At 71.9% G+C, this 23,204-nt stretch carries 18 protein-coding genes and 1 tRNA gene; 9 read left to right on the forward strand and 10 right to left on the reverse strand.

Features of this window, described 5'->3' with window-relative positions:
* Positions 1-31: 31 nt before the first annotated feature.
* Positions 32-185: transfer RNA gene (locus tag C472_RS14035), tRNA-Met, on the reverse strand.
* A 201-nt stretch (positions 186-386) separates the two neighbouring features.
* Between C472_RS14035 and C472_RS14040 the strand changes: the two genes are divergently transcribed.
* Both C472_RS14040 and C472_RS14045 read left to right on the forward strand, forming a co-directional pair.
* Positions 387-1,739, forward strand: a complete 1,353-nt coding sequence (locus tag C472_RS14040; RefSeq protein ID WP_006630511.1) for a DUF7115 domain-containing protein — start codon at positions 387-389, stop codon at positions 1,737-1,739.
* 106 nt (positions 1,740-1,845) lie between these two features.
* The gene (locus C472_RS14045; protein WP_193788354.1) at positions 1,846-3,081 is read left to right on the forward strand and encodes a mechanosensitive ion channel family protein; all 1,236 of its coding nucleotides are present in this window, start codon (positions 1,846-1,848) and stop codon (positions 3,079-3,081) included.
* 423 nt (positions 3,082-3,504) lie between these two features.
* Here C472_RS14045 and C472_RS14050 read toward each other — a convergent pair whose 3' ends face one another.
* The 4 genes from C472_RS14050 to mutS all read right to left on the reverse strand — a co-directional run bounded on the left by C472_RS14050 (position 3,505) and on the right by mutS (position 10,239).
* The gene (locus C472_RS14050) at positions 3,505-4,023 is read right to left on the reverse strand and encodes a hypothetical protein (protein WP_006630513.1); all 519 of its coding nucleotides are present in this window, start codon (positions 4,021-4,023) and stop codon (positions 3,505-3,507) included.
* A gap of 89 nt (positions 4,024-4,112) precedes the next feature.
* A complete protein-coding gene (locus C472_RS14055; RefSeq protein ID WP_006630514.1) occupies positions 4,113-5,450 on the reverse strand; it encodes a right-handed parallel beta-helix repeat-containing protein in 1,338 nt (445 codons plus the stop codon).
* A 216-nt stretch (positions 5,451-5,666) separates the two neighbouring features.
* The gene (mutL, locus tag C472_RS14060) at positions 5,667-7,406 is read right to left on the reverse strand and encodes a DNA mismatch repair endonuclease MutL (protein WP_006630515.1); all 1,740 of its coding nucleotides are present in this window, start codon (positions 7,404-7,406) and stop codon (positions 5,667-5,669) included.
* Positions 7,396-10,239 carry a DNA mismatch repair protein MutS gene (mutS, locus tag C472_RS14065; RefSeq protein ID WP_006630516.1) on the reverse strand — a complete coding sequence of 948 codons (2,844 nt, stop codon included), beginning with the start codon at positions 10,237-10,239 and terminating at the stop codon, positions 7,396-7,398. Before mutS ends, mutL begins: the two co-directional genes overlap by 11 nt.
* A 106-nt stretch (positions 10,240-10,345) precedes the next feature.
* On the opposite strand from mutS, the gene C472_RS14070 reads away from it, so the two are divergent.
* Complete coding sequence (locus C472_RS14070) at positions 10,346-10,909, forward strand: J domain-containing protein (RefSeq protein ID WP_006630517.1); 564 nt, start codon at positions 10,346-10,348, stop codon at positions 10,907-10,909.
* 32 nt (positions 10,910-10,941) lie between these two features.
* Here C472_RS14070 and mobA read toward each other — a convergent pair whose 3' ends face one another.
* Positions 10,942-11,628 carry a molybdenum cofactor guanylyltransferase gene (gene mobA / locus C472_RS14075; protein ID WP_049906685.1) on the reverse strand — a complete coding sequence of 229 codons (687 nt, stop codon included), beginning with the start codon at positions 11,626-11,628 and terminating at the stop codon, positions 10,942-10,944.
* 151 nt (positions 11,629-11,779) lie between these two features.
* On the opposite strand from mobA, the gene pdxS reads away from it, so the two are divergent.
* From pdxS to C472_RS14090, 3 genes are all read left to right on the forward strand, one after another.
* Positions 11,780-12,688, forward strand: coding sequence for a pyridoxal 5'-phosphate synthase lyase subunit PdxS (gene pdxS, locus C472_RS14080; RefSeq protein WP_006630519.1), 909 nt, complete (start codon positions 11,780-11,782; stop codon positions 12,686-12,688).
* Between the two features lie 63 nt (positions 12,689-12,751).
* Positions 12,752-13,069 carry a hypothetical protein gene (locus tag C472_RS17850; protein WP_006630520.1) on the forward strand — a complete coding sequence of 106 codons (318 nt, stop codon included), beginning with the start codon at positions 12,752-12,754 and terminating at the stop codon, positions 13,067-13,069.
* Between the two features lie 433 nt (positions 13,070-13,502).
* Complete coding sequence (locus C472_RS14090) at positions 13,503-14,648, forward strand: type IV pilin (RefSeq protein ID WP_082238263.1); 1,146 nt, start codon at positions 13,503-13,505, stop codon at positions 14,646-14,648.
* 230 nt (positions 14,649-14,878) lie between these two features.
* Here the strand turns inward: C472_RS14090 and C472_RS14095 are convergent, their stop codons facing one another.
* From C472_RS14095 to C472_RS14105, 3 genes are read right to left on the reverse strand one after another with little or no spacing between them, the layout of a single operon-like run.
* Positions 14,879-16,060, reverse strand: coding sequence for an ABC transporter permease (locus tag C472_RS14095; protein WP_006630523.1), 1,182 nt, complete (start codon positions 16,058-16,060; stop codon positions 14,879-14,881).
* A complete protein-coding gene (locus tag C472_RS14100) occupies positions 16,057-16,929 on the reverse strand; it encodes an ABC transporter ATP-binding protein (RefSeq protein WP_006630524.1) in 873 nt (290 codons plus the stop codon). The genes C472_RS14095 and C472_RS14100 overlap by 4 nt, the downstream gene beginning before the upstream one ends.
* Positions 16,926-18,368: a hypothetical protein gene (locus tag C472_RS14105; protein WP_006630525.1), complete on the reverse strand. Its 1,443-nt coding sequence runs from the start codon at positions 18,366-18,368 to the stop codon at positions 16,926-16,928. The genes C472_RS14100 and C472_RS14105 overlap by 4 nt, the downstream gene beginning before the upstream one ends.
* Before the next feature lie 171 nt (positions 18,369-18,539).
* On the opposite strand from C472_RS14105, the gene psmA reads away from it, so the two are divergent.
* Both psmA and C472_RS14115 read left to right on the forward strand, forming a co-directional pair.
* Positions 18,540-19,328: an archaeal proteasome endopeptidase complex subunit alpha gene (gene psmA / locus C472_RS14110; RefSeq protein WP_006630526.1), complete on the forward strand. Its 789-nt coding sequence runs from the start codon at positions 18,540-18,542 to the stop codon at positions 19,326-19,328.
* Positions 19,329-19,496: 168 nt separating this feature from the next.
* Positions 19,497-20,507, forward strand: a complete 1,011-nt coding sequence (locus tag C472_RS14115; RefSeq protein WP_006630527.1) for an acetamidase/formamidase family protein — start codon at positions 19,497-19,499, stop codon at positions 20,505-20,507.
* Positions 20,508-20,558: 51 nt separating this feature from the next.
* Here the strand turns inward: C472_RS14115 and C472_RS14120 are convergent, their stop codons facing one another.
* Complete coding sequence (locus C472_RS14120) at positions 20,559-22,583, reverse strand: ATP-binding protein (RefSeq protein ID WP_006630528.1); 2,025 nt, start codon at positions 22,581-22,583, stop codon at positions 20,559-20,561.
* Between the two features lie 126 nt (positions 22,584-22,709).
* Between C472_RS14120 and C472_RS14125 the strand changes: the two genes are divergently transcribed.
* Complete coding sequence (locus C472_RS14125; protein ID WP_006630529.1) at positions 22,710-23,090, forward strand: DUF5518 domain-containing protein; 381 nt, start codon at positions 22,710-22,712, stop codon at positions 23,088-23,090.
* Positions 23,091-23,204: the final 114 nt, after the last annotated feature.

Below are 23,204 nucleotides of genomic sequence, written 5' to 3' on the forward strand. Positions count from 1 at the left end.
TCGTCGCTATCGGAGCAACGACCTCGAGGAGTGGCCGGGGTGGGCTCCGAACCCACGATCTCCGCATGTCCCAGGTCCGAGGCTCGGCGGAGCCACGGGAAGGACGCGGACGCTTCCAAGGCGTCACCGCACCGAATCTCTGAACCCTATGAGTGCGGCGCTATGTCCAGCTAAGCCACCCGGCCTCACCCTTTCGTACCGCGATGAGACTCTTTAACCTTCCCATCCGTCGGAAGGTTGTGAACCGATCGCAGATCGCCGCGGGCGACGCGTCGGGCGGTCGGGGGCCGAATTTGACCCGTAGCCACGGACGGGATCCCGGCCACGTCCGTCGCGTTCGCCGCCGACCCAGCGGATTTATGCCGGGCGCGGCGCATCCCGGGCGTATGAGCCTTCCCGAACTGCTCGCGGGGACCGTCGGCGACGAGGACGTCGTCGCCGAGGTGCCGCTGGGCGGCGGCGATCGACTCGCGGTCACGCCCACGCGGACCCTCGTCTACCGCGGTGACGGGCTCCTGTCCGACGAGTCCGTCGACGAGTACGGCCACGACGTCGAGCGCATCGAGGTCTCGACGGGCCGCCGCAAGGCGAAGATCACCCTCGGGTACGGTCTCGACGGCGACGAGACCCTCTCGGTCCCCGCGAAGCGCGTCGACGACGTCCTCCATCCGATCCTCGCCGGCGTCCTCTCGAAGAGCGGCGTCACGGGGACGGGCGAGACCGTCGTGCGCACCTTCCGCTTCTCCGAACTCACGCTGATCGTCACCAGCGAGCGACTGGTCAAACACGTCGGGTCGGCGGTCTGGGACTCCGAGTTCGAGGAGTTCCACTACGCGGACCTCACCGGCCTCGACTTCGAGGAGGGGACCGTCGCCACCGCGGTCGTCCTCGCGCACGGCGGGCGCTCGGAGCGGTTCAAGGCACCGAACGAGTCCGCCCGGGCGGTCCGGGAGACGCTCGCCGACGCGGTGTGTTCGTTCCACGGCGTCGACAGCCTCGAGGAGTTCCGCGTCGCGGCCGCCGAGGAAGAGGGGCCGGCGACGGACGCCGACCCGAGCGGCACGACCGACTTCGGCGAGGGACCGGACCCGCTCTCGGCGTCCCCCGTCGCCGACGCGGAGGCGGAGAGCGACGGACCGGCGGCGGACGCCGGCGAGGCGTCCGGGGCCGCCGACCCCGCGTCCCGGTCGGAGCCGGCCGTCGACGCGGGGGCGGACGCCGCGGAGGCCGACCCCGGCAAGGCGTCGGCCGCCGATCCGTCCGGGTCCGACCCGTCCGCCGCCGACTCGACGACCACGGGTCCGTCCGGAGCGGGCGGCGACGACGACCCGCTCGACGGGGACCCGCTGGACGCGGACCCGCTCGCCGCGGACGCGACCGTCGACGGCGCGGCCACCGGCGACGCCGCCGAACCGGACCCCGGCGACGCGGAGGCGACGACGGCCGCGTCCGTCGCCGAGGAACTCGAGCGGGAGCCGGGAGACGACGCCGCGTCGGCGGTCGACGACCCCGCGGCCGCCGACCCCGTCTCCGAGGCCGGAGCCGTCGGCGGCGGCGACGCGGTCCCGGACGACGACGCGTTCGACGGGTCGCCGTTCGAGAGCGCCGGCGTCGAGGACGCGGACCTCGCGAGCGAGGTCGCCGCGCTGCGGCGCACCGTCGAGGCGCAGTCGGAGCGGCTCGACCGACAGTCGACCCTCATCGAACAGCTTATCGAGGAGCTTCGGCGGGGCCGGTGACCGGGAGAGTCCCCGCCGCACCGCGCCGCGCCGAAGGGTCCGGCACGATTCTCGTCGTTGAGACTCGCGTCGAACGCGTTATCCGGCCGGCGACGAACTCACGACCGTGATAGGCGGACTGGGCACGCGGGTCGGTGCGGTGTTGAGCGACATCTCGACCACGGAGGGACGAATAGCGGTCACCGCCGGCATCGCCCTCGTGACGCTCGCGGTCGGCTGGCTGCTGCTTCCCAGAGCCGTCCGCGCCGGAGAGCGGACCGTCTCGGGGTGGATCGAGCGGCTCCTCGACGGGCGGATGGACGGCTCCGCCGCCGGGGCGATCGAGACGCTCCGCGAGGGCGTTCCGGGGTCGTTCCTCCTGCGGATGGCGGTCGGCCTCTCGCAGCTCGGGCTGTTCGCGCTCGCCGGCGTCGCCGCCCTGACGGTGTGGGGGCGCTTCGACGTCGTGGTCGCGGCCCTGCCCGTCGCCGAGAACGCGGTCAGGGTCGGGGGACAGGTGCTCGTCTCGGCGCTGCTGCTCGGCGGGGCGTACGTCGCCAGCGACGCGCTGGAGGCGTACGTCGCCGACATGTCGGCCGACAGCGACCGGATCACGGCGCATCAGGAACAGCTCCTCACCCGGCTCGCGCAGGTCGGCCTGCTGATCCTCGCCGCGATAACGGTGCTCGGCATCTGGGGCGTGAACCTCGGCGGACTCCTGGTCGGGGCCGGCTTCCTCGGGATCGTCCTCGGGATGGCGGCCCGGCAGACGCTGGGGTCGCTCATCGCCGGCTTCGTCCTGATGTTCGCCCGTCCCTTCGAGATCGGCGACTGGGTGGAGATCGGCAACGAGGAGGGGTTCGTCACGGACATCACGATCATGAACACCCACATGCGCAACTTCGACGGGGAGTACGTCGTGGTGCCCAACGACCTCGTCGCCAACCAGGCGATCACGAACCGGAGCCGCGAGGGTCGCCTCCGGATCCACATGGAGGTCGGGATCGGCTACGACGACGACCCGGACGAGGCGGCGGAGATCGCCGAGGAGGTCCTCGACGGGATCGACGCGATCGCCAACAACCCCCAGCCGTACGCGATCCCCTCCGGGTTCGGCGACTCGGCGATCCTGCTCGACCTCCGCTTCTGGATCGATCCCCCGACGCCGCAGGCGCGGTGGCGGTCGAAAGCGATCGCGGTCGAGCGGATCCAGGACCGCTTCGCCGACGCCGGCATCTCGATCCCGTACCCGCAGCGGACGGTCTCGTACCCGCCCGAGACGGCGGAAGCTGAGGAAACGGTCGAGCGCGTCGAGCGGATCGACGAGGACGGAGACGGGCGGTCGAGCGACCGGCCGGCCTGAGGCCGCTCGACAGGCTTCGTTAAACCACTCAGCAGTTGAGGAGTTCATCGCCTCGATCGCCCGGTTCATGTGATGTCGTGACTGCTCGGTCAGATCGGTACGGTGGCGCGCCTGCGAGCGGCCGCCCTCGGCGGCCGCGAGCCAGCCCGCGAGGGAGTCGGCGGCGACCGCCGGGAGCCGCCGACGCGGCTGGGGCTTCGGTCGTGTCCGTGTCGATCGGTCGCTGATAAACGACACCAACAGCGTATCGCCGAGCGACTGTGGCTTCGGACGTGTTCACCGCACCAGCGTCGATCGCGTTTATAGCACTAACAGCAGCCACCAAACAACGGTCCTGTAAGCGCTTCTATCAGTCGGCCGTTTCAAACGAAACCGTATCCAAAGAACGGGTTTCCACAGATCCGCTCAACTCGAACCGCCTCGCTATCGGTCGGACGGCCCGGTGTAGCCGCTCGGAAGCTCCGCCCCGCGGCCGGTGAACAGCCGCTCGAACTGTTCGATGCGGTCCAAGACGTAGTTGAGCGCCGCGGTGAGCGAGTCCGCGCCGATGGACAGCAGGTGGCGCGCGCCCTTCGTCCGGTCGGCGTGATAGAAGCTGATCTCCCCTTCCGGCCTGGTGTTGCGCTCGGGCATCACCACGAGGTCCTGTCTGGTCGGCCCGTGTCGGAAGACGAGCACGTCCGTGAGCGAGTCCGCGCCGTAGGTGACCACGTCGTGGAGGACGCTCCACTTCGCCGGCGTCTCCTCCGCGAGCGCCTCCGCGTCGACGACGTTCCGCATCGTCGTCGCCGTCGAGACGCCCTCCAGCGCCGCGCCGCGTCGCTCCCGAAGCCACGTGAGCAGTCGCTGGACGAGGTCTCGCAGCCCGTCAGGGGCCGAGAAGCGGCCCGCTGACCGCTCCCGCGGCAGCGACCCCCGCGTCACTTCGGTCCGCTCTCCCATACGAGTACCCCCGGTCTCATCGTGTTAATAGATACCGGTCGGGACCACGTCCGAGCGCGACGGCGGGCCCGACGCCGGGAGTCGCCGTCTCACGCGTCGCGCGTGACGTTCAGATCCGTCCGCACGTTCTCCGCGAACGGCGACTCCCTGACGTCGATCTGCGTGTCGTTGGCGCGGAGCGTGTTCGTCGCGACGACGCCGTCCGCGCCCGACCGGACGAGGACTCCAGTGTCACAGTCGTTGATCGCGTTCCCGGTGACGGTGAAGCTGTACGGGCGCTTCGTCCGCCGGTACTCGTCCTCGTCGTCCTCGTCGACGGGGACCGTCCGGGAGATGAAGCCGACGCCGCAGTTCTCGACGTGGTTGTTCGCGACCGTGACGTCGAAGGAGGTCTCGTCGGCCGTCCCGGCCACGTCGTCGCTGAGATGCGTCTCCTTGTACTCGATCTCGAGGCCGGCCTCTCCGCCGGGGTCGGCCGCGATCGGCTCCAGTTCCAGGTCGCGGCAGACGTTCCCGACGATCGTCCCCTGCTGGGCCGGCGAGCAGGCGATGAGGCTGTGGCCGCCGCGGTAGCAGACGTTGCCGACGACGCCGAAGTTCGCGGCGCTGTACGGGGCGATGTTGTTGAACGTCACGTCGGTGACGCGGTTTCCCCGTATCAGCACGTCGCGCGAGCGCCGGAGGTCGAGGTCGTCGCGGGCCCCGCGAGTGGTGATCCCGTACCAGTTGGGGTCGATCACCTCGTTGTCGCGGACGACGACGTTCTCGCAGTCGGTGAACGACAGCGCCATCTGGAACCCGTTCACCGTCCGGTTGTCGGCGATCACCAGTCCGTCGCAGTCCTCCGCCTGTACCGCGTGGTTGTCGAGGCGGGTCCCCGCCGCGTCGAACTCGATGCCCGTCACCGCGGCGTTGTCGCCGCGAACCCGGAGCAGGTCGTGGCCGACGTCGAGTTCGCGCTCGGTGAACCCCACCCGCGACCCTGTTGCGGACGCGACGAACCGGGTGCCTGACCCCCCGGTCAACAGCGTCCCGTCGCCCATCTCCGCGGGGCCGCCGAACCGGAACTCGTCCGCGTCGGCGACGACCGTCCCGCCGTCCTCGGGGACCTCGTCGAAGGCGTACTGGAACGCCTCCTCGGCGTTGCGGTCCGCCGTGACGGTGAACTCCACGCCGCCCTTCCCGCCGCTCGCGACCCGGTACTTACCGTTCGACCGATACACGTGGTAGGTGGCACCCGACGGCGCGGGACCGCCGTTCCCCGGGGCGTCACTCCCGGGGCCGTCGCCCGCCCCGCCGTGGTGGCTCGCCAGTCGTTCGAAAACCGATCCCAGTCCGGTCGCCGCGCCGACGCCGCCGACGAAGGAGCGTCGGCTCGACGCGCCGACCGGCGTCGCGGCCGTCGATCGCGCGTTGTCAGTGTCCATCGTTTCGTGTGTCCGGTGGCGTTCGCTCGCGGGCTCCGCGGCCCGGTCCGTCCGTCTCGCGGGCGGTCGCCCACGGCGTTCCCCTCGATCAGGAGTGAAATGAACGCTGCTATGAGCGGAACATATCCCTCAATAGCGGTCGGATCCGAGTGCGGCGGGGCCGGCCGAACCGACGACGGCGACGTTTATTCGGGCAACCATCGAGTCACCGCAGACCTACCGATCCCGTCCGAAGCCGGCCGCGAACGTCTCCGCGTCGACGGAGAGAACGGTGGGGCGACCGTGCGGGCAGGCGTACGGCCGGTCGCACTCCCCGAGGCGATCGAGGAGGTCCCGGAGGTCGGCGTCGTCGAGGTCGGCGAAGTCCCCCCGCTTCAGCGAGGGGTGACACGCGAGGTCGGCGAGCAGGGCGTCGCGGGCGTCCCCCGCCGCGCCTCGGCCGCCGTCAGACCCCGACAGTGCCGCCAGCGCGTCGCGGAAGGCGTCCGCGTCCGCGGTCCGGCCGAACGGCGCGGGGACCGTCCGCAGCCGGCGCGTGCCGCCGCCGAACGCCTCGGTCTCGAAGCCGAGCGCGGCGAGGTCGTCGGCGTAGGCCCGCGCGGCCGCCGCCTCGTCGGTCGACAGCGAGACGGTCGCCGGCGGGTCGAGTGCGGCGGTCGGCACCGGCTCGCCGTCGAACGCGCGGGCGAGCCGCTCGTAGTTCACGCGCTCGTGGGCGGCGTGCCCGTCGATCACGAGCAGGTCGTCGCCGGACTCGACGAGGACGTACAGGTCGCGGAACGCGCCGATCGGCTCGGCGTCCGCGAACGCCCCGGCCCGCGAGCCGTCCTCGTCCCCGACCGGGTCGAGCGCCGATTCGAGGTCGGTGGCCACGTCCGCGGAGCGCCGGAGGTCAGCGCCGGTGAGCGCGTCCGCGACGACCGACGCCACCGCGTCCGCGACCGCGTCGGCGTCGCGGAGCCCCACCTCCCGCTTCGCCGGGTGGACGTTCGGGTCGACGCGGTCGGGCGGGAGCGACACGTCGACCGCCGCGACCGGCTCGCGCCCGTCGGGGAGGAGGCGGCCGTACCCCTCCCGGACCGCGGCGGCGAGCCGGTCGTTCCGGACCGGCCGCCCGTTGACCGAGACCCGGACGTGGTCCCGGGTGGCCCGGGTGACCGACGGGTACGCGAGCGCGCCCGAGACGCCGGCGTCGGAGTCCGGTCCCACGTCGACGCTCGCGGAGACGGTCGTCGACCGGCTCGCGGTGTCGCGGTCGTACACGCCGAGCAGGGCGTCGGTCCGGTCGGTCCCGGGCGTCGTCAGCCTCGTCGAGCCGCCGTGTTCGAGAGAGAACGCGACGGAGGGGGTCGCCAGCGCGTAGTCCGCGACCAGCGAGGAGATCCGCGCGAACTCGGCGTTCGCGCCCGCCAGCGACTCCCGGCGGGCCGGCCGCGTCGCGAACAGGTCCTCGACGACGACCGTGGTCCCTTGGGCGCGACCCGCCGGTTCGACCGCGGGCTCTGGCCCTTCCGCGTTCCCGCCGGTCTCCCCCGTTCCGTCGACGACGACCCGCGTGCCGACCCCGTCGCCCGGACTCGTCACGAGTTCGAGCCGAGCGGCCTCGGCGACGGCCGCGAGCGCCTCGCCGCGGAAGCCGAGCGACTCGACGCCGACCGGGTCGCCGTCGGGGGCTAGCTTGCTCGTCGCGTGGCGCTCGACGGCGCGGGTCGCGTCTGCCCGCGTCATCCCCCGGCCGTCGTCCGCGACGCGGATCCGGTCGGTGCCGTCGCCGTCGACGGCGATCTCGACCCGTGACGCGCCGGCGTCGAGCGCGTTGTCGACGAGTTCGCCGACGACCCGCGCGGGCCGCGTCACCACCTCGCCGGCGGCGATCCGGTCCACCGTCTCCCGGTCGAGCCGGCGGACGCGATCCCCCCCGGGAACGCCGCGCCCGGCGTCTCGCTCACGCGTCATCGTCGGCTCGCGACTGGAGGTCGTGGAGGGCGTTCAGCGCCTCTATCGGCGTCATCCGCGCGAGGTCGAGGCTCCGAAGCTCCGCGATGAGATCGGGCGGCGCGTCGGCCGCGGCGGCCCCGTCCGCGTGGTCGCCCCCCTCTCCGCCCCCCGCCGACGCCTCCTCGGCGAGGAACTCGCGGAGCGACGCGTCCTCGGGGTCGTCGGTTCCGTCCTCGGTCTCCGTGCTTCCCTCATTCCCGTCGTTGAGCGGTTCCCGACTCGAAGAACCCGAGCTCGAAGCCCCCTCGACGGCGGGGTCGTCGGCCGGGGTCTCGGCCGGTTCCGACTCACCTCGCCGGTCCCCTTCCTCGGCGACGAGGTCTCGGGCGCGGTCGACGACGGGGCCGGGGACGCCGGCGAGTTCCGCGACCTCGACGCCGTACGACGACGAGGAGGCCCCGGGGACGATCCGGTGGAGGAACGTCACGTCGCCGTCCTCGCGGGTGGCGGTGAAGTGGAGGTTGAAGACGCGCTCGCGTTCGTCAGCCAGGTCCGTGAGTTCGTGGTAATGCGTCGCGAACAGCGCGGTCGCGCCCAGTTCGTCGTGGAGGAACTCGGCGGCCGCGCGGGCGATGGCGCGGCCGTCGGTGGTGGCCGTTCCCCGCCCGACCTCGTCCAAGAGGACGAGCGAGTCGGGCCCGGCGTCGTGGAGGATCTCCGTCAGCTCGCTCATCTCGCGCATGAACGTCGACTGGCCGCCGGCGATGTCGTCGGAGGCCCCGACGCGGGTGAACACGCGGTCGAAGACGGGGAGCGAGGCGGCCTGCGCGGGAACGAACGACCCCGTCTGCGCCAGGACGACCGCGAGCGCGACCGACCGCATGTACGTCGACTTCCCGCTCATGTTCGGCCCCGTGATCACGGCGACCGAGCCGCGGGGCAGGTCCGCGTCGTTCGGGACGAACGACGCCTCGGTCCGCTCGACGACCGGGTGTCTGCCGCCCTCGATCGCGATCCCCGCGTCTGCGTCCGTCTCGGAGCTGTCCCGCAGTTCGGGACGGACGTAGTCGTGCTCGACCGCGACCGTCGCCAGCGAGGCGAGCGCGTCGAGTTCGGCGAGCGCGTCCGCGAGCGCCTGAATCCGCTCGGTCTCGCTCGCGACGCGCTCGCGGACGTCGACGAACAGCTCGTACTCCATGGCGTCCGCGCGCTCCGCGGCCCCGACGATCGCCTCCTCGCGCTCCTTCAGCTCCGGCGTGACGTACCGCTCGCTGTTCTTCAGGGTCTGTCGGCGGCGGTAGTCGTCGGGGACGCGGTCGGCGTTGGCGTCGGTCACCTCGATGTAGTAGCCGTGGACCTGGTTGTGCCCCACCGACAGCGAGTCGATCCCGGTGCGCTCGCGCTCGCTCGCTTCGAGGTCCGCGACCCACTGGCGACCCTCGCGCTCGGTCGCGCGGAGGTCGTCGAGGTCGTCGTCGAACCCCTCGCGGATCACGCCGCCCTCCGTGATCTCCTGCGGCGGATCGGTCGCGACCGCGGCGTCGATCAGCTCGCGGACCCCGGTCAGCTCGTCGAGGCGGTCGCGGAGGTCGCCGAGGTGGTCCGTTCGGGGGTACTCGGGGTCGCCGTCCCCCTCGGTCTCGGACTCGCCGTTTGCGCCCGCGAGCGTCGCCTTCAGCTCCGGCACGATCGCGAGGGTCCGACCGAGCGAGCGCAGGTCGCGGGCGTCGGCCCGCCCCCGTGAGACCCGGCTCACGAGGCGTTCGAGGTCGTAGGCGGTCGCGAGCGCGTCGGCGACCCCCTCCCGGGCGAGGCTCCGGTCGGCGAGTTCGCCGACCGCGTCGTGGCGGCTCCGGATCGCGTCGGCGTCGACGAGGGGACGCCGGAGCCACCGCTCCAGACAGCGCCGACCGAGCGCGCAGTTCGTCTCGTCGAGCGCGTCGAACAGGGTGTCGCTCGCCCCGAGCCCGCGGTTCTCGAACAGTTCGAGGCTCCGCTGGGCCGCCGCGTCCAGCCGGAGGCGGTCGCGGGGGTCGTACCGCCGAATCCGCGTCACGTACGAGAGCGGGCCGTCGTCGCCCTGCGTGTACTCGGCGTACGCGAGCACCGCGCCCGCCGCCCGAAGCTCCGCGTCCGCCTCGAAGCGGCGCTCGGGTGCCGGGAGGTACGGCTCCAGCCGCTCGGTCGCGGTCCGGCGGTCGAAGGCGTCCGCGTCGTACTCGTGGGTCTCCCAGCCGCGCTCCGCGTCGCTCGGTTCGAACGCCGGTGCGGCCGGTCCCGCGATGAGCTCCGCCGGCGCGACCCGGTCGAGTTCGCCCGCGACCGCGTCCGCGTCGCCCGACGTGACGAGGCACTCCCCGGTCGAGACGTCGACGGCGGCGAGGCCGACGACGCCGTCGGATTCGGCCACGGCCGCGACGTAGTTCGTCGTCCCCGATTCGAGGAGGTCGTCCTCGACGACGGTCCCGGGCGTGATCACCTCGGTGACCGCGCGGTCGACGAGGCCGGACGCCTGCTCCGCGTCCTCGACCTGGTCGCCGAGCGCGACGCGGTAGCCCGCGTCGAGCAGCGATTCGAGGTAGGGGGCCGCGTTGTCGATGGGGATCCCGGCCATCGGGTAGTCGCCGGTGGAGTCGGACCGCTCCGTCAGCGTCACCTCGCAGACCCGCGCGACCGTCTCGGCCGCCTCGCAGAACGCCTCGTAGAAGTCGCCGACCTGAAACAAGACGAGGGCGTCCCCGTGGGCGGCACAGAGGTCGGCGTACTGCGAGAGCATCGGCGTGAGCGCCTCGCGGGCGGCCGCGATCCCGGGCGGCAGCCCCGTGGCCGTCTCTCGGTCCGCCGGTTCCATACCCCGTACCCGGGCGGCCGCGGGCATAAACGGTGCGGAGGCGACGCCGGCCCGCGGGAGAGTCCGTCGGCGAGAGCCTTACGGTCCTCCGACCCCGAATGCGGCCGTGACGAATCGAACGATCGTCGTGGGGCTCGCCGGGACGTTCGTCGGCATGACGGCGCTCCTCGTGATCGGCGGGATCGTGCTCCACCCGATCGCGTTGGCGCTCGCGGTGCCGTTCGGTGCCGTCTCGTACTTCCTCTGGTACCACGCCAGCGGACGCCTCCACGATCAGGCCCGGCGGTCCGCCGAGCAGGCGGGGCCGACGGAGCGCGAGCGCGCGAGACAGCGCGCCCGTGCCGAGGCCAACCGGGAGCGCGCGTACCGCGCCGCCGGCGCTGCCGACGGCGGTCGAGGTGCGGGGCCGGGCGGGAGTCGGCGCGGCGCTCGCGGTCCGGGCGGTCCCCGCGGGTCCGGGGCGAGGGACCCCCGAGATCGCGCGCCGTCAGCCGACCGGATGACGGAGCGCGAGGCGTACGAGACGCTCGGCCTCGACCGCACGGCCGACGGGGAGACGGTGCGCCGGACGTACCGCGAGCGCGCGAAGCGGCTCCACCCGGACGGCGAGGACGGCGACGAGGAGGAGTTCAAACGGCTCAACGAGGCGTACGAGACGCTGACCGACTGACGCCGCGGCCGGCGGACCCGCTTCTTTCCGACTCAGGCCGCGTCGACCGCGGCGGCGACCGCCCGCTCCGCCTCGTCGAGTTCGGACCGCGTGTTGACGTTCGCGAACGTCTGTTCGGTCGTCAGCGACCGGATCGCCTCGTCGTCGACGACGACGGCGTCCACCTGGTCCACCAGCGCGAGCACCTTGCGGTCGCCGCGGTCGAGCGCGCGCTGGCAGGCCTCCGCGGCCGGCTCGGTCGCGTACACCGCCTGGGTCGTCTGATACCAGCGGTCCTCGAGCCGCGGGACGGCCGCCTCGGCCCCCGACTCCGCGACCGCCTCGCGCATCGCCGCGAGGAAGGCGGGGTCGACGAACGGCATGTCGCAGGCGACGACGACGGCGTACGGCTCGGTGGCGGCCCGGCAGGCGTTCCCGATCCCGGCCAGCGGCCCGAGGTCCGGTTCCTCGTCGATCGCCCACCGGACGGGGAGCGGAACGCCGGACAGCGCCTCGGCGATCGCATCCCGCTGGTCGGGCCGGCAGTTGACGGCGAGTTCGTCGACGACCGCGTCGCCGCCGCTGGCGCGGTCGGCCCCGGGCGGAACGGGGCCGTCGGTCCCCGCGAGTCGGTCGGCGACCCGGCGGACCATCGGCACGCCGGCGATCGGTGCGACGGACTTGTCCGCGTCGCCGAAGCGCGTCGAGCGCCCGCCGGCGAGGATCGCTCCGGTAGTCACGGCCGTCACTCGGACGGGCGGGGACTTCGCCGTTGCGGTGGTTCCGAGCGAGCGGCGCTCCCCCGAACGGGTTCGGGCGCGAGCGGCGCTCTCGACCCTCCCATCCTCCCGAAAGCGACCCGTTAAGTGGCCGGCGACCCAACCGATATCCATGCCAGAGGCCACGGACCTAGAGGAGCTGAAGCGCGGGACCGAGCTGGTCAAGCGCGGCTTCGCGCAGATGCAGAAGGGCGGCGTCATCATGGACGTCGTCAACCGCGAACAGGCCCGGATCGCGGAGGACGCGGGCGCGGTCGCCGTGATGGTGCTCGAACACGTCCCGGCCGACATCCGCAAGCGCGGCGGCGTCGCGCGGATGCCCGACCCCGAGCGCGTCCCCGAGATCATCGACGAGGTCTCGATCCCGGTGATGGGGAAATCGCGGATCGGCCACCGGAAGGAGGCGGAGATCCTGGAGGCGCTCGGCGTCGACATGATCGACGAGTCCGAGGTGCTCACGCCCGCGGACGACGAGTACCACACCGACAAGCGCGACTTCACCTCGCCGTTCGTCTGCGGCGCGCGGAACCTCCCCGAGGCGCTCCGGCGCATCCACGAGGGCGCGGCGATGATCCGGACGAAGGGCGAGGCCGGCACGGGCGACGTGAACCAGGCCGTCAAACACCAGCGCACGATCAAAAAGCAGATCCGGACGCTCACCGGCCTCAACTACGAGGAGCGCGAGAAGTGGGCCCGCGAACACGGCGCGCCCCGCGACCTCGTCCACGAGACCGCCGAGGCCGAGCGCCTCCCGGTCGTCAACTTCGCGGCCGGCGGCATCGCGACGCCCGCCGACGCCGCGCTGATGATGTACCACGGCTGTGACGGCATCTTCGTCGGCTCCGGCATCTTCGGCGCGGAGGACCCCGCGGCGATGGGCAACGCGGTCGTCGAGGCCGTCAACAACTGGGACGACCCCGAGGAGCTCGCCCGCATCGCCAGCGGCACGGGCAAGGGGATGAAGGGCCAGTCCAACGAGGACATGAAGGAGGAAGAGCAGCTTCAGGGCCGCGGCGTCTGAGCGGTCGAACGGACACGCAGTCGGCACAAGACGTGTTTTTTTCGGGCATCGGGCCCACACCACATGACCCCTCCCGGTGACCCGCCCGATGGCGGTCGACTCGGCAGCGACAGTCCCGACCGCGACCCCGACAGCGATCGGCCGGGCGGCGGTCGGACCCGCCGACACGCCCTCGGCGACCGCCGGCAGCGCCGGCTCCTCCCCCTGTCGGTCGGCGTCCCGCTCGCGGTCGCGTCGGTCGCGTTTCTCGCGGGGGCGAGCGTCGGTCTCTACGCGTTTTCCGGCTGGATCGCGATCGTGCCCGCGATCGCCGTCGCCGGCGGACTCGCCGGGTCGGGCCTCGCGTCGACGGCCGGGTCGCTCGGGCTGATCGCCGTCTGAGGGTACGCCTTTCCCCCGCTGGTCGGCTCCCTCACCGGCGAGTGGACGGGTGGATCCCGGTACACCTACCCGCGGATGCTGGGGTTCGCGCACGGGTCGGCCCGGGCCGAGCTAATCGTCGGGCTGGTGTCGGTCATCGAATTCGGCCTGCCGCTCGCGGTCGTCCCCGGAACCGTCGGCTACGCGGTCGGCATCGCCGTCCGACCGGTGGCGCGTCGCGCGGCCGCGCGACGAGCGATGAATCGATATCCGCCCACCACAGACCACGCGGCTACCGAACGGACGATGCCGCCGATGATGTGCGTGCGTCGATACCGCGGCTTCCGACTCGTGTACGGGATATGCGATGACCCGCGGGCGAACGGATCTGGATTGTATCAAAACCGATAATTTTTCCAGAAGAGTTTTGAATTATATACGCGACAGTCACGTTATGCCCTCTCGCTTCGATGATCGCGGGATCTCACCGGTCGTCGGAGTGGTTCTCATGTTCGCCATCGTCGTCGCGCTCGCGGCGACGACGACGGTACTGGTCCTCGGCTTCGGCGACACGCTAGAGTCGCCGCCGCCGTTTGTCGCGAGCGAACAGTCCATCGAAGTGGAGATCGGCGGAAACGAGACGCGACACACGCTAGAGTTCGTTCACCGGGGTGGCGAGTCCGTCGACATCGACGCGCTCTCTGTCGTAATCGGAGAGGGAGACAGTCAGACTCGGGTCCCGTTGTCGGAGCTTGACGCCGGGGCGTTTGCGGACGGGACGTGGGCCGCCGGCGAGCAACTGGACGTGGAACTCGACGAGTCGACGGTCTGTGACGCGGACACCGGCGAGGTGTCCGTGGATATAACCCATAACGGCGGCGGCGGGGGCTACATCCTCTCTTCGCGTACGATTCCGGTCGAGCGCGGTGGGTTCGTCATTGACGGCAGCCGGGTGGAGGCGACAACCGACTACACGGCGAACGTAAAGTTCGTTGGGACGGGGTGGTCGTCCGAGACGGCCGACCCGCCGGTGAACGTCAGCGTCCATCTCGGCGGCGAGCGCGTCCATGCGTGGACGGCACAGAACGACACCGACGAGGTCGTCGGATCGTACGGCATCTCTAGACAGGATCCGGAGACGGATGTCGAGATCCAAGCGGCGGGCGCACAGCCCGAGTACGACTGTAACCTGTTGGGATTTGATTGCGAGTTCGTCGGGTACACGTGGACGCACGTCTCCAGCACCGAGAACTCCGACAACGTCCGCGTCTACCGCGACGGCGACGAGGCACCGTCGTTCAGCAGCGGCGAGGGACAGCAGTCCGCGGCGGCGTACGTCGACCCGTACATCGATAACGGCGAGGTGACGCTCGACGACAACCAGGCGGTGTACCTCTTCGAGTTTAACGAGGGAGCGGATCGCGACTACCAAGACGCGGTCGTGCTGGTGTCCTTCTTCACCCAGCACGAGGAGGTAGGCGTCTACGAGTCGAAGGCCGAGGACGTTATCTTGTGCCCCACGGAGACGATGTCGGCGAACCCGAACGGGGCCGGCGACGGTGGCAACGATAGCGAGAACGGGAGCGACGGAAACGACTGAATCGTCGCTACGGCCCTTCGACCGGCCGCCCCTGCTACCGCGTACCATCCCCCGCCGGGGCGGCGCGCATGGGAGACAGGCTCGATTGATTCGTCCGCTTCAGCGACCGGCCATTTCGTTCAATCCCGCGTTCGCCCGAGAAGCGTTCGACGGGATCTCCCGTCGGGTCCTCTCACCGCCGACCCCTCGGCCTCGGTGAACGCCTCGGAGTCCCCCGGTTCCTCCCGCGTTCAATTCCGCAGCGCCTCGACCGGCCGCTCGTTGGCGGCCTTCCACGCGGGGTACGCGCCGCTGACGAGTCCCACGCCGACGCCGAAGACGAGCGCCAGGAGGAGGTAGTAGCCGTTCGTCGGGTCGAGCGCGAGCGCGACGTCGACCTCCTCGGCCGCGACCACGAGGCCCGCGACGAGCAGGACGGTGAGCAGCGTGCCCGCCGCGGCCCCGACCGCGCCGATCAGGCCGGCCTCGGCGAGGAGGACGCGCAGCACGTCGCGGCGGGCGACGCCGACCGCGCGCATCACGCCGATCTCCTGTCTGCGCTCGACGGTGCTCATCAGCATCACGTTGAGAATCGAGACGCCGGCGACGACGAGCGAGATGGCCCCGAGACCGAGCAGGAACGTCGAGAGGAGGCCGAAGAACTCGTTGATCTCGTCGACGAGCGCGGCCAACTCGAACAGCTCAACGCGCTCTTCGCGCGCGTTCACCTCCTCGCGGATCGCGTCGGCCGCGACGCGCGCCGCCTCGCCGGAGTCGGAGACGACGAGGGCCTGCGCGTACCCGTCGGCCGAAAACGCCGACTCCGGGAGGTAGACCGCGTCGTCGGGGGCCACCGGGCTGAACGTCTGGCTCTCGACCAACACCGCGATCACGCGAACCTGCGAGCCGGCGATCTCCACGGTGTCGCCCGCCCCGGCCCCGAGGTCCGCGGCGATACCCGCGCCGAGGATCGCGCCCTGTCGGTGGCGGTCGGGGAGTCTCCCCTCCGCGGCCTCGTACGCGAGCGCCGGCTCCTCGACCCCGTACACCGTCGCGAACGTCTGGTCGCCCTGCCGCGCGACGGTGGCGCTGTCGGAGTACAGCGGGACGACCGCCGCCCCGCCGCCGGCGGCCCCGTCGACCGCGCGCCGGATCGACGCGACGTCCGCGTTCGACAGCGACTCGACGCCGGCGTCCGCGTTCGGCGAGACGACGACCTGCGTCCCGATGTCGCCGATGGCGTCGTCGGCCCCGAGCGCCAGCACGTTCCCGAAGATGCCGAGCGCCGCGACCGCGAGGACGCCGATACAGACGCCCAGCACGGCCAGCGCGGTCCGCACCCGGTTCCGGCGGAGGTTCCGCGACGCCATCGACACCGCGGGGCCCCACCCGCGGAGCCAGCCGGCGAGTCCGTCGGCGCTTCGGTCGCTCATCGGTCACCTCCGGCGGTCGCGGGGTCGTCCGCGGCCGCCGGGTCGTCGTCGGTCGCGGACTCACCGTCGTCGGGCACGGGCGCGCCTGCGTCGTCAGAATCAGATTCGCCGCCACCCGGCAGCCCGCCGGTCATCTCCCCGTCGGTGAGGTCGACGACGCGGTCGGCGTACTCCTCGACGAGCGGGTCGTGCGTGACGGCGACGACGGCGACGCCCTCCCGTTTCACGCGCTCGAACTCGGCGAGGATCGCCTCGCCGGTCTCCGTGTCGAGGTTCCCCGTGGGCTCGTCGGCGAGCAGCACCGACGGCTCGTTGATGAGCGCGCGGGCGATGGCGACGCGCTGCTTCTGGCCGCCGGACAGCTCGCTCGGCTCGTGGTCGAGGCGGTCGCCGAGGCCGAACCGCGAGAGGAGGTCCGCGGCCCGGTCGCTCGCGTCGCCGGGATCGAACGCGGTCGGCATCGCGACGTTCTCGACGGCGGTCAGCGTCGGGAGGAGGTGGAAGTCCTGAAAGACGAACCCGATCGACTCCTTTCGCGCCCGGGTGCGCTCGGCCACCGAGAGGTCCGTCACGTCGGTGCCGTCGAGCAGGCGGCGGCCCGCGGTGGGGTCGTCGAGCAGCCCGAGGACGTTCAGAAGCGTCGACTTCCCGGACCCGCTGGGGCCGACCACCGCGACGAACTCGCCCGGCCGGACCGCGAAGTCGACCTCGTCGAGCGCGACCACCGGCCCGCCGCCGCCGCTCGGGTAGCGCTTGACGACGCCCCGGAGCGCGACGCCGTAGTCGTCGCGGACGGGTGGGTCGCCGACGGGGGTGTCACCGACAGCCGGGTCGTCGGCTCCGGCGTCGTCCGCGGCGTTCCCGCTCACGGTGCCGGCCCGTCGCGCCCCCGGTCGCTCGACCCGCCGACGCGCCCGCTCCTGACCGCGACGCCGACCGCGCCGGCGAGGCCGACGACCGCGAGCGCGCTCGCCAGCGCGCTCGCCGACCCGACGCCGCCGACGCCGATCCGGCCGAGCGTCCCGCCGCCGTCGCTCTCGTCGTCGGGCTCGGGGGCCGCCACCGTCAGCGTCTCCGTGTACCGGACGCCGCGCTCGGTGTAGGCGACGCGGATCGGGATCTCCTCCGCGACGGAGGCGTTCGCCGTCGCTTCGAGTTCGAAGCCGACGAAGTCGCTCCCGGAGAGCGACCCGACGAAGTACTCGCCGCCGGCGGGGGTCGGTTCGACGCCGGGCGCGTCGCCGACGGAGACGACCGCGCCCGTCATCTCCCCGGACCCGGCGTTGCCGAGGTTGGCGTCGACGACGACCGCGCCGTCAGCGCCCTCGCGGACCGTCGCGTCGGTCACGGTCGGCGTCGCCTCGCGGACCGGGTACGTCACCGTCGACTCCGCGGTCCGGTCCGCCCCGCGGTCGTTCCGCTGGTCCGTGTCGGCGCGGAACGCCGCGGAGACCGTCACCGCCGAGCGGCGGTCGAGCGGCCCGAGGTCGACGATCACCCGCCGCTCCTCGCCGGGCGCGACGTCCTCGACGACGAACGGACCGACGGCGACCGTCTCGTCGGCGTCGCCGTCCGCGTCGTCTCCGTCGCCGGCGTCGCCACCGGTCTCGACCGCGGTCCCGACGGCGCGAAGGCTGACGCGGTCGGCCGTCGTCGTCCCGGTGTTGACCACGGTCACTTCGACGGGCGAGTCGGCGATCGGCGGCGACTCCTCGCCCTGCCCGCCGTCGTTCGCGTCGAGCCCGCCGCCGCCACCGCCGAAGATGCCCTGAATGCCGCCGACGCCGAGGTCGGCCGCCGGGCTCTCGCTCCCGTCGTCGGTCTGGAGGTCCTCGGGGTCGAGCGCGCGGGTCCGGAGGTCGAGCGACACCTCGGTCGGCCGCACCTCGATCACCGCGTCGCGGCTGACGGTGACGAACTCGCCGGTCGTCGACTGGTTCGCGACGGCCTCGACGGTGAGTCGCTTCTCGCCCGGCTCCTCGAAGGCCGTCCACAGCGTCGCGTCGAGCGAGTCGCCCGCCGAGAGCGCGCCGACGCCGGAGACGCTGTCGAGCACGTCGCCGTCGGCGTCGCGGACGCGGACCTCGGTCACGTTCGCCGCCGCGTCGCTGCCGCCGGAGTTCGAGACGGTGACGTTCAGCGCCGTCCGCTCGCCGACGGCCGGGTCGCTCGGGGCGACCCCGACCGTCCCGACGGTGATCCGCGCGTCCGGTACCGCCGCCGCGCCGCCGACCGCGAACGCCCCGCCGACGGCCGACAGAATCGTCAGCGCGGCCAGCAGCGCGGCTGAGGTTCGTGTGTGCGTCAATGTTAGACTGTCTAGGCGACCTGCGTGAATATATCCGTCGGCGGCCGAACCCCCGGTGTACTCGCGGTTTCGGCCGAGACCGAGACGTACCGGTTACGGACCCTTTTTCAACGGCGCGACGTAAGTAGGGGTAATGAGCGAACGTGACACCGCGCGAGCGGGTGATCGGCGATGATGGGCAACAACGATCAGCAGGCGTACGACCGCGGTACGTCGCTGTTCTCGCCGGACGGTCGGATCTACCAGGTCGAGTACGCCCGCGAGGCGGTCTCTCGCGGCGCGCCGAGCGTCGGCGTCCGGACGACGGACGGCGTCGTCTTCGTCGCGATGTCGCGGCCCTCCTCGTCGCTGATGGAGGCCGAGAGCATCGAGAAGCTCCACAAGCTCGACGACCACCTCGGCACCGCGAGCGCGGGCCACGTCGCCGACGCCCGCCAGCTGATCGACCTCGCGCGCCGCCAGTCGCAGGGGAACCGCCTGCGCTACGGCGAGCCGGTCGGCGTCGAGACGCTGACGAAGTTCGTCACCGACCACATCCAGGAGAACACCCAGCGTGGCGGCACGCGGCCGTACGGCGCGGCCCTCCTCATCGGCGGCATCGACGACGGCGAGCCGCGCCTGTTCGCGGCCGACCCCTCGGGGACGCCCAACGAGTGGAAGGCGACCGTCATCGGGGGCGGCCGGCAGGACATCCAGGGCCACCTCGAAGAGGAGTGGACGGACGACCTCTCCTTGGACGACGGCGTCGAACTCGCCGTCGCGGCGCTGGCCGCGCACGACGACGAGTTCGAGCCCTCGGACCTCGCCGTCGCGACCGTGACGGAGGCCGACGGCTTCCGCACGGTCCCGGTCGACGAGGTCGAGGCCGCCGGAGTCGGCGGTGACGAGGACGACGAAGAGACCGAGGCAGACGCCGAGGGCGACGCGGACGAAGAAGACGCGGACGAGAGCGGCGAGTAACGCTCTCACGGTCGCGGAACGTTCCGTCGCCGCGACACGCTCCGTCGCCGCGACGCCCTCATCGGCGCGACGCCCTCCGTCGCCGCGACGCCCTCCGTCGCCGCGACGCCTCCGTCACGTCGAGTCCGCCGCCCGGATTTTTCACGGTGCGGCGCGGATCCCGATCCGATGCCACGCGAACGCGTCTCACACCGCGACGGACACGTCTACGAGTTCGGTCCGGAGATGGACCCGGTCTACGAGGCCGACGACGGCGAGTCGGTGACGATCGAGACGATCGACAGCCTGAACGGAGCGATCCAGCGCGACGACGACCGCCTCGACGCGATCCCCGAGGAGGTCAACGCCGCGACCGGACCCATCGCGGTGGCGGGCGCGAGCCCCGGCGACGTACTCGCGGTCGACGTCGAGGCCGTCCGGGTCGCCGAGGACCGCGGCCGAGTGCTCACGGCACCCGGGTTCGGCCTCCGTCAGGACGACCCGGAGATCGATCACCCCGCGACGCGGATCACCGAGGTGGAGAGCGGCGACGGGGCGGACGGGAGAGACGGGAGCGACGGTGCGAGGGACGGGAGCGACGGTGCGAGAGACGGGAGCGACGGTGCGAGAGACGGGAGCGACGGCGCGGCGGAAGTCATCGAGTTCGAGGGGATCGACGTGCCGATTGAGCCGGTGATCGGGACCATCGGCGTCGCCACGGGCGGGGAGACGGTGTCGACGCTCACTCCCGACGACCACGGCGGCAACCTCGACACGACCGACGTGACGGGCGGGACGACGGTCTACTTCCCGGTCTTCCAGGAGGGCGCGATGCTGGCGCTGGGGGACGCGAAGGCCGCGATGGCCGACGGCGAGATGTGCGGGACCGGGGCGGAGATCGCGGTCGAGGTCGACGCGACGCTCTCCGTGATCGCGGACCCGGCCGTCCCGCTGGACCGGCCCGTCGTCGACACCGGCGACGCGGTGAAGACGCTCGCCAGCGCCGAGACGCTGGAGGAGGCCGTCGAACTGGCGAACGGCGACATGCTGGACCTGCTGGCGCACCACCACGGCTTCTCGCGCACCGACGCGTACCTCTTTTCGAGCCTCGTCGGCGGACTGGAGGTTAGTCAGGTGGTCGACCCGCAGGTGACCGCGCGGAACGCGGTGCCGAGCGAGTACCTCTCCCTGCCGTTCTGAGCCGCCGAGCGGCTCGCCGCCGCCGACCTCGACCAGCGGCGGAAACGGGAGTCAGCGCTCCGACCGCTCGGCGAAGCGCCGCGCGGCGTCGCTCAGCCGGGAGTCGGCGGGCGACTCGTCCCCGTCCGCGCCGGCCTCCGCGTCGGACGCGGCGCGCCGGTTCTCCGATGTCGGGTCGCCGTCCGCCGCGAGCGCGTCGCCGTCCTCGGCGACGGTCCGTCCGTCGCGGGCGCGCTCGCCGGACGGACGGAGGTCGTCCGCGGGTTCCGGGCCGGCGACGTCGTCCGGGCCGGCGTCCGACGGGTAGCTCAGCTCGGCGGGCGGGACGAAGGCGGTCTCGACCGCGCGGACGATCTCGTCGACCTGCGCCTCGTCGAGCCGGTCCGCGTACGCCTCGCGGACGAGGTCCGGGACCGCGTAGGCGTAGTGGCCGCGGCCGGCGTGGCGGATGAGGCCCGCGCGCCGGATCGGTCGGTGGCGGCTGTAGGCGTGGCCCGAGTCGCCGTCACCTCCCGCATCGATGTGGGCGGCCACGGGGTCGCTCGCGCCCTCGCGCCGGTAGTGGCGGAGCATCCCGCGGGAGAGCTCCGGGAGCGACTCGATCCGCGACCGGAGCTCCTCGATGACGGCCTCGCGGGTGCCGAGTTCGATCGCGTCGTCGAACCGGAGCGCGCTCTCGGCCACGTCGTCGCGGGTGACGGGGTCGACGTCGTCCGGCGGGCCGGACTCGCCCTCGGCGGTCGGGTCGAGATCGGCCTCGTCCGCGTCGACCTCGGCACCGCCGTCGGCGGCCGAACCGGTCGATTTGGCCGCTTCGGTCGCGGTCTCGACGTCGTCCGTCGGGGTCGCGTCGGCCTCGGCGTCCTCCTCAGTCGCGGCGACCGCCTCGTCGTACGACTTGAGTACGGACTGGTCGCCGGCCTCGCCGCCCCCGCCGTCCTCGCCGCCCTCGTTCTCTCCTCCGACGGTCCCGAGGCGGTCGGTGCCGGCCGGGGGTCGCCCGCCGCCGCCGCGGTACGGGGCCTCCGCCTTGCCGAGGAGGGCCTGCGCGAACTGGTCGGCCATGTTGCTCAGGTCGCGCGCCTCCTCCAGTTCGCGTTCGAGGTCCTGGATGCGCTGGTCCTTCTTGTCGAGCTCCTGCCGGAGGTCGGCGAGCTCCGACTCGCGCCGCTCCTGCTCGTCGGAGATGGACTGGAGTTCGCCGACGAGGTCGCTGGAGACCGACTTCAGCTCCGGGCGCTCGAAGTCGTCGAGTCCGGGGGTCGCGCCCGCGTCGAACGTCTGCTTGCGGTGGAACTGGATCCGGCGGATCGACTCGTCCCAGTCGGTCATCAAGAAGGCCTCGCCGTCGCCGAGGTCCTCGACCGCGCTGGCGTACTTCGAGCCGAGGATGCGCCCGACCACCTTCGTGTCGTTGTCCCACGTGAGCCGGTGCCAGCAGAGCCAGTCGCACTGGGTGATGAAGTCCTTTTTCACGTCGGCCGGGCGCTGGCTGATCCCGACGATGCCGAGGCCGTGCTTCCGGCCCCGCTTGCCGACCTTGATCAGCATCTTCCCCGTCTCGTCCATCCCGCCGCCCTCGGGGATGTACTCGTGGCACTCCTCGATGACGAGCAGGAACGGCTTTTTCATGCGCTTCTCCTTCGCGAACAGCTGTTTGACCACTTCCAAGAGGAGTTCGTTCGCCGTGTCCTCTTCGAGGTAGCCGGAGACGTCCAAGATGATCGGGACGTTCTGCTCTAAGGCGAGGTTCGCCAGCTTCTCGGCGTGTTCCGGCGAGACGACGATGTCGCACTCGTCGTCGGCACCGGCGTGGAGGATCTCGTACTCCTCTTTCAGGCCGTAGTACTCCCCGTCCGTGTCGACGATCATGACGGGGAACCCGTTGTCGAGGAGGTTCTCGATGACGACGCTCGCGGTGTTGCTCTTCCCGGACCCGCTTTTGCCGGTGATGAACGACCGGCCGGTGAGCACGTCGACGACCGGGAGTTCCACCGGAGCGCCCGGGTCCGCCGTCGCGTCGCCGCCGATCCCCTCGCTGACGTCCGCGACGTGGATGGCCTCCTCCTCGCTCATACCCGTGACAGGTACCGCCCGCCTCATAAACCATCGGCTCGGCGCGGTCGGTGGCGTCGCGCGTCGGCTCGTCTCGGTGCGGCGGCGGCCGCAAAGCGTATGCGGCCGCCGGGAGTCCGAGTCCGTATGGACACCGAAAACACCCTCCTCAACGCGGTCGTCGGCGCGGTCGCGTCGGTCCTGCTATCGTTTACCGGTATCGGACCGCTTCTCGGCGGCGCGGTCGCCGGGTACTTAAATAGCGACGGTACCGCCGAAAGCGGTGACGGCCTTCGGGTCGGCGCGCTCTCCGGATTCATCGCGTCGATTCCGATCGTCGGCCTCCTGCTGGTCGGGCTGGTACTCCTCCCGTTTTTGGGAATCTTCGCGTTCCCGCTCGAAGTCGGTCTCACGGTCGGCGTAATCGCCGTCCTCACAGTGATCGCCGTGCTTGGTGGCGTCGGCTACTCCGTGGTGTTGAGCGCGCTCGGCGGCCTGCTCGGCGTGTACCTGAAAGAGGAACTGTAGTGTGAAACGGGGCGTGGCGGCGAATACATTGCCGAAGGCTCGGTTGCTCGGCGGTACGTGGTTGTTTATATACGGCCGATCGACACGGACACCGCCGAAGCCCCAGCCGCGAGG

The sequence above is a fragment of the Halorubrum tebenquichense DSM 14210 genome, assembly GCF_000337415.1.
GTDB classification, from domain to species: Archaea; Halobacteriota; Halobacteria; order Halobacteriales; family Haloferacaceae; genus Halorubrum; species Halorubrum tebenquichense.